The organism is Bariatricus sp. SGI.154 (assembly GCF_050313795.1).
Lineage (GTDB): Bacteria > Bacillota > Clostridia > Lachnospirales > Lachnospiraceae > CAMBRQ01.
This window is the reverse complement of record NZ_JBNPMC010000086.1, coordinates 1-804: the sequence shown is the minus strand read 5'-3', so window position 1 is coordinate 804 and position 804 is coordinate 1. Positions and strand designations below refer to the sequence as shown.

Genomic DNA, 804 nt, shown 5'->3' with positions numbered 1-804 from the left:
GCAGACCAGATAATAAGCCGCAAGGCTTTCCGAGTCAGAAAAAGGAATATGGATTCGGTTATTGTGCCTGGATTCCATAGTCTTCAAAGTAATATCACTGGCGAAAGACGGAAGATCAGAAAAGCGAGCCAGTTCACCCACTGCCTCCATATCCTCTTGCTTAAAGAACTTCGCATGCGGCATCTTCTCACGAACGATATCCTCCCAGAATCCTACATGTGCATACATAATGAAATTCTGTCCATCCATGTCGGCAAAAGATACTTTCTGATAGGAAGCGGCAGGATGAAAGGGCGTGACTGAAAGATAGAGCTGCTCTGTACAGTATTTTTTGCAGTATATATCTTCATGTTCCAGAGGTTTAGAGAGAATGATTATATTATATTCAGAATTTCTTAATCCCTTTATTAAATTATCTTCCGTATCTATCGCAGAAGAAACGGTCATATCAGAAAAACTTCCGGCTGCTTTCGGAAGAAGAACCATAAGCGGACCGGGAGCGCAGCTGCCAATCGTCAGCGTATGCTGGCTCCGGTCGAATGCACGGATATGACGTTCCATCTCTGATTCCATATCCAGTATGCGTCTCGCATATTCGGCGGCAAGTTTTCCGGTTTCATTCAATATAATACGGTTCTTCTGTCTCTCGAATAAAGTCACATTCAGAGTCCCTTCCAACTTCTGCATAGAGCGGGAAAGTGAAGGCTGTGCAATGTTCAGATGTTCTGCTGCGGCAGATAATGTGCCATATTCATTGAAAGCCAGCAGATGTTCCAAGAGATATATTTCAATCATAAGAGATAC

At 43.3% G+C, this 804-nt stretch carries 1 protein-coding gene; it reads right to left on the bottom strand.

Going from position 1 to position 804, the window contains the following annotated elements; genetic code table 11:
• Positions 1–804: LysR family transcriptional regulator (locus tag ACQRBN_RS17445; RefSeq protein ID WP_427740364.1), on the bottom strand; the 804-nt coding region annotated here is incomplete at both ends.